This is a genomic window from Micromonospora sp. KC723 (assembly GCF_004348595.1).
Classification (GTDB): Bacteria; Actinomycetota; Actinomycetes; order Mycobacteriales; family Micromonosporaceae; genus Micromonospora.
The window spans coordinates 1-5,255 of sequence record NZ_SMKD01000232.1 but is presented as its reverse complement, the minus strand read 5'-3'; the positions used below and the strand labels follow the sequence as shown (position 1 = coordinate 5,255).

Below are 5,255 nucleotides of genomic sequence, written 5' to 3'. Positions count from 1 at the left end.
GACGCCGGCGAGGCGTCCCCCGTGCACCCGCCCGCCCGCCGCGTCGATCCGGGTGACCGTGGCGCCGGTCTGCACGACCACACCGAGGTCCAGGCAGCGCGACAGCAGCGCGTCGGCGAGGGCACCCAGCCCGCCGCGCAGGTACCAGCCGCCGTATGTCAGCTCGGCGTAGGGGACGGCGACCAGCGCGGCCGGGGCGCGGCGCGGGTCGGCGCCGGTGTAGGTGGCGTACCGGTCGAGCAGCATCCGCAGCCGCGGGTCGGAGAGCTGCCGGCGGCCCAGTCCGCGCAGGGTACGACCGGGACCGATGGCGGCCAGGTCACCCAGCCGCCAGGCCAGCGCGGCCAGGTCGCGGGGGGAGTCGACGGTGCGGCGCAGGACGTCGCGGTGCGACGCCTCCCAGACCCGGGCGGCCCGGCGCCACAGCCCCTGCCAGTCGGTGGCGGCCCGGTCGCCGAGGGCCGCGCCGATCCGGGCGGCGAACTCGGCCGGGTCGGCGCAGGAGTCCAGGTGCGGCCCGCCGCCGGGGAAGACGTGCCGGACGATCGGGTCCAGTGGCACCAGGTCCAGGTACTCGTCGAGCTTGGCCCCGGTCGCCTCGAACAGGTCGTGGAAGACCTGGGGGAGGGTGAGCAGGCTCGGCCCGGTGTCGAAGTGGAACGACCCTTCGGGGGTGTCGTGGGTGTGGCGGCCGAGCTTGCCGCCGACGGTGCCGGCCCGTTCGAAGACGGTGACCTCGTGCCCGGTGACGGCCAACCGGGCGGCGGTGGCCAGCCCGCCGACTCCAGCGCCGACGACCACGATCCGCGCCATGCCGCGCTCCTCCTAGCTGACCGGACGGCCACGCCAGGACAGGCGACGCCGCTTCCGGAGATGGTACGACCGTAGGGTCAACCAACTCAGGACCACGACGGACACGGGGTGCGCCAGCGCGTCGGGCCAGGCCCGACCCCCGGTCGCCCGGGCGCTGACCACCCGCCCGGCGACGCCCGCGGCGTACCCGGCCAGGGCGGTCGCGGTGACCGTACCCGCCCCGGCGGCCAGGGCGGCCACCGCGAGCAGCGGGGGTGCGGTGTAGAGCAGGAGCAGCAGGGTCACCACGACGGCCGCCGCCGACGGGTGCCCGAACGTCGCCCACAGTGACTTGGTGTAGCCGTCGCGCAGCTGCGGCCAGGTGTCGTACATCCGGCAGGCGGCCAGCCGCGATCCGTCGGCCAGGACGATCCGCCCGCCGGAGCGCTTCACCGCACGGGCCAGCTCGATGTCCTCCAGCACCCTGCCGGCGACCGCGGCGTGCCCACCGGCAGTGGCGTAGCCGGCCCGGTCCACCAGCAGGAACTGCCCGCCGGCCGCGGCCAGCGACGGTCGCGGCGAGCGTTCCATCGCCCGCAGCGGCAGGAAGGTCAGCCACAGCCATTGCAGCAGCGGCTGCACCAGCCGGTCGCCCGCCGTCCGCACCACGATCCGGGGGTACGCCGACAGCAGCGTCGCCCCGGCGGCGCGCAGCGCGGTCACCGCCGCCGCCACCGCGTGCGGGGTGAGCACCACGTCGGCGTCGACGAAGACCAGCACCGTGGCGGCCGGGTCGGCGCGTGCGGCGAGCTGGTGGCAGGCGTGCGGCTTGCCCAGCCAGCCCGGTGGCGGGGCGGCTCCGTCGACCAGGGTGACCCGGGGATCGTCGCCGGCGATCGCGCGCACCACGTCCGCGGTGCCGTCGCCCGAGCCGTCGTCGAGCACCACGATCCGCAGCCCGGGTACGCCCCGCTGGGCGAGCAGGGACCGCAGGCAGGGCGCGACCCGCCCGGCCTCGTCACGCAGTGGCAGCAGCACCGCCACCGGCTCGTCGACCTCGACCGGCCCGCCGGCGGGGCGGCGCAGCCAACAGCCGGCGTTGACGGTCGTGTGCAGGGTCAGCACGCCGACCACCACGGTCAGGACGAGCAGCGCGGTCATGCCGGCGCGTCGACGCCGGAGGGCTGTGGCCGGGGCGCGGGCCGGTCGTCGCCGGGCCGGGGGGTGCGCAGCAGGGTCACCGCCAGCGGCACGGCGACGACCGCCATGCCGGCCGCGCCCCACAGCGCCGAGGCGGGCAGGGCGAGGAAGACCGCGTGCGCCAGCACGCTGGACAGGTACGTCCAGAGGTAGAGCGCGAACATCGGGTCGTCCCGGCGGTCGGTGACCGTGACGGCCGGCCCGGCGAGCGGGCGCAGCGCGCCCATCACCAGCACCGCGAAGAGCAGCCAGCCCAGGTAGTTGCTGACCGGGATGCCGGGCAGCCCGGGTAGCGTCACGGTGGCGTCCCGCCACACCCAGTGGCCCTCGGCGACCATCTGCGGGTCGAGGAAGAGGTCCCAGGCGGCCAGCCCGACGGCGGCCAGCGCGATCCGTCCGGCATGCCGGGGCCACCCCGGCCGTCCGCCGGCGGGGCAGGTGAGCCGGGCGGCGGCGAGCCAGGCCGGCCAGGCCATCCAGGTCCAGGCCAGGGGGATGACCAGTGGCACCCCGGCCAGTTTCGGGCCCAGCTCCCCGGAGTAGTCGTAACCGCCGAACGGGAAGCCGGTGGCCACTCCGAGCGCCTCGATCGCGAACCCGCCACCGGTGGCCACCGTGACCAGCGCCGTCGCCGTACGCGGACCGCGACTGAGCAGGGCGTGACCCACCGCGAGCAGGTAGCCGAGGACGACCGTGGCGACGGTCAGCCGGGCCCGGGTGACGCCGGTGGTGAGCGGGTAACAGATCTGGGCGAGGATCAGGACGCTCAGCAGCGCCCAGGGGATCACCCGCCGCGGGTTCACGGCGCGGCCGGGCCCGGTGCGACGGGGTCGGGGGTGGCCAGGGGCAGGTCCCGGCCGAGTACGCCGAACGGGCGCTCGTCACCGGGGAAGTGGAAGTGCCGCAGCACGTCGACGAAGCCGAACCGGCGGTACAGCCGCCAGGCCCGTGACGTCCGCTCGTCGGCCTCCGGGGTGGACAGCAGGGTGGTCGACCCCTCGGCCAGGGTGAGCAGGGCGGTGAGCTGCCGGCTGCCCAGGCCGTGCCCCTGCGCCGGCGGCCGGACGTGCAGCTCGACCACCTCGAAGCAGTCGGTCAGCCAGCGCTGCCGGGCCGGTGGGCCCAGCGCCCGGTGCACCTGGTCGTGCCACCACTGTCCGGGCTCGCCCCGGTAGCCGTACCCGAAACCGGCCAGGTGGCCCTCGGTGGTGAGGCTGGCGACGGCGCGGAAGCCGGGCCGGCGTACGTGGGTGGCGATGTAGCCGCGGCGGGCCTCCAGCAGGTCGGCGCGGTAGTTCATCGCCTCCCCGTAGACGGCCACCACGTCGTCGAGTCGCCGGACCAGATCGTCCGGCGTCCACCGCACCAACCTCATGCGTTTCCTCTCACCGTCTCCGCGCCGCCGCCGGCGGCCCAGCCCAGCACCGCCCGGTCACCGACCACGTCGCGCACCGCGAACCGCGCGAAGAGCTCCTCGGCGTACCACCGCTCGGTGGGGGTGCGGGTGATCGCGGCGCGATGCTCCGGGTGACGGTACGCGAACGCCACGAGGTCCGCCGGGTCGCGCCACACGCTGACGGTGCCCTGCCAGCCCAGCGGGGCCTCCCCGACGCCGAACCGGGCGAGCAGACCGGGTGTGGCGTGCAGGGCGGCGGCCACCGGTGGGACCGCCCGCCAGAAGGCCACCGCCCGCCGGGGGCGCAGCCGGGCCCGGGTCAGCGCCAGCACCGGCCCGGCCACCGGACCGCCCGGCGGGTCGCCGAACGGACGCCGCCCCGACCACTCGCCCCGGCTGGTCACCGGGCGCAGGTCGACCCGGACCCGGGCCCGGGCGATCCGGGCCCAGGCCCGGCCGACCGGGGAGGTGTCGAAGCCGTCGGCGGCGGTGGGGGAGTCCCACACGGTCAGCGCCGCCCACCGGGTGGGGTCGGCGTCACCCGGCCCGAAGCCGGTGCCGGTCCCGGTGCCGAGCAGTTTGCCGAACCGGACGCCGGGGGTGGCGCGCAGCCGGCGCGGATCCCGCGCCATCCGGGCCAACGCCCGGGGCAGCGCGGCCCGGGGAACCCGCCACACGTGCAGGGTGACCAGTCCGGGCACCGCCTCGGCGGCGGAGCTCACGCCACCTCGGCCGGGGTGCCGGCGGTGATCCGCAGCAGATCGGCGTACGTGACGGGGAAGACCGCCTGCGGCACCCCGCCGGCCGCCCAGACCTCGTCGTACGCCTTGAGGGCGGTGTCCACCAGGGTGCGCAGCGGACGCGGGTGGCCCAGTGGAGCGACCCCGCCGATCACCTGCCCGGTGTGCTGGCGGACGAACTCCGGGGTGGCCCGGCGCGGCCGGGTGACCCCGATGGAGGCGGCCAGGCCGGCGGTGTCGACCCGGTGCGCGCCGGAGGTGAGCACCAGCAGCGGCGCGCCGTCCGCCTCGAAGATCAGCGAGTTGGCGATGGCGCCGACCTCGACGCCGAGTGCCTGGGCGGCCGCGGCGGCGGTGTGGGCGGCCTCGGGTAGCAGGCGGACGCTGCTCGGCGCGCCGGCGCCGTCCCGCGCGCCCGCGCCGTCGAGGGCCTCCTGCACCGCCCGTACGTTGGGGTGTGACTGCATGCCGCCATTCTTCCGGGTACGCCGGGAGCCGGTGGGCCGGCCCGCCGCTCGGCGTGCCGCCGCCGGAGGCCGGTCACGCGCGTGTTGGCTCCACACCGGTCTGCCGGCTGCCTGCGCGGTCGCCGCCGTGCGTGCCCCCGGGGATCCCGGCTCGCCGTACCCGGCACGTTGCGTTTTCGTCGGCGGGAGGGTGTACTGTCAGCAGTGGTTAGAACGGGTGTTCGATTGAGTCGCACGCACGTTCCAACGACTCGGGAGCGGTGTTTCGCGGCGCCGCTTCCGGGAGGTGCGGTTTCGCGGACCGCACCGGGTGCCGGGCAGTCGCGAGCCCGGTCCCGTCAGGCAGGATCGTCGTCCGCCGCCCACGACCCCCGGGCGGCGGGCGACGGACCCGCCGGTCACGCCGGCCGGGTGTGGTGTGGGGAAGCGTCCACACCCGGCCGGCCCCATCCGGTGCGTCTTCCTCCGCACCACCCGCCCCGGGCGGCCACCGACGGTCCCTCCGTCGCGTGCCCCGCCCGTCCCGGCCACGCGGAGGAGACAGTCATGCCGACCCAACCGGCCCAGGCACCGACGGTGCCCGCGCACGTGCTGCCGCACCGCACCCCCGCCCAGCTTCTCGCGGTGGCCCGGCGCGGGCTCGCCGAAGCCGCCCAGACC

Annotated in this window: 6 protein-coding genes and 1 pseudogene; 1 reads left to right on the top strand and 6 read right to left on the bottom strand. The window is 76.7% G+C overall.

The window, feature by feature from the left end:
* The 6 genes from E1165_RS27905 to E1165_RS27880 form a co-directional block, all read right to left on the bottom strand.
* Positions 1 to 813, bottom strand: an 813-nt coding sequence (locus E1165_RS27905; protein ID WP_132394682.1) for an NAD(P)/FAD-dependent oxidoreductase, incomplete at its 3' end; no start/stop codon positions are given.
* Positions 814 to 825: 12 nt separating this feature from the next.
* Positions 826 to 1,953 (bottom strand): glycosyltransferase family 2 protein, encoded by a 1,128-nt coding sequence (locus E1165_RS27900; RefSeq protein WP_132394681.1) that lies wholly within the window; start codon positions 1,951 to 1,953, stop codon positions 826 to 828.
* Positions 1,950 to 2,795 (bottom strand): carotenoid biosynthesis protein, encoded by an 846-nt coding sequence (locus E1165_RS27895; RefSeq protein WP_132394680.1) that lies wholly within the window; start codon positions 2,793 to 2,795, stop codon positions 1,950 to 1,952. The genes E1165_RS27900 and E1165_RS27895 overlap by 4 nt, the downstream gene beginning before the upstream one ends.
* On the bottom strand, positions 2,792 to 3,367 hold the full coding sequence (locus E1165_RS27890) for a GNAT family N-acetyltransferase (protein WP_132394679.1): 576 nt from the start codon (positions 3,365 to 3,367) through the stop codon (positions 2,792 to 2,794). Before E1165_RS27890 ends, E1165_RS27895 begins: the two co-directional genes overlap by 4 nt.
* Positions 3,364 to 4,110: a monooxygenase gene (locus tag E1165_RS27885; protein WP_132394678.1), complete on the bottom strand. Its 747-nt coding sequence runs from the start codon at positions 4,108 to 4,110 to the stop codon at positions 3,364 to 3,366. Before E1165_RS27885 ends, E1165_RS27890 begins: the two co-directional genes overlap by 4 nt.
* Entirely contained in the window at positions 4,107 to 4,595 is a 489-nt protein-coding gene (locus E1165_RS27880; protein WP_132394677.1) for a YbaK/EbsC family protein, read from the bottom strand. Before E1165_RS27880 ends, E1165_RS27885 begins: the two co-directional genes overlap by 4 nt.
* Positions 4,596 to 5,141: 546 nt before the next feature.
* Here E1165_RS27880 and E1165_RS27875 point away from each other — a divergent pair.
* Positions 5,142 to 5,255 (top strand): annotated as a pseudogene (locus E1165_RS27875) (chromosome segregation protein SMC); the annotation flags it as partial.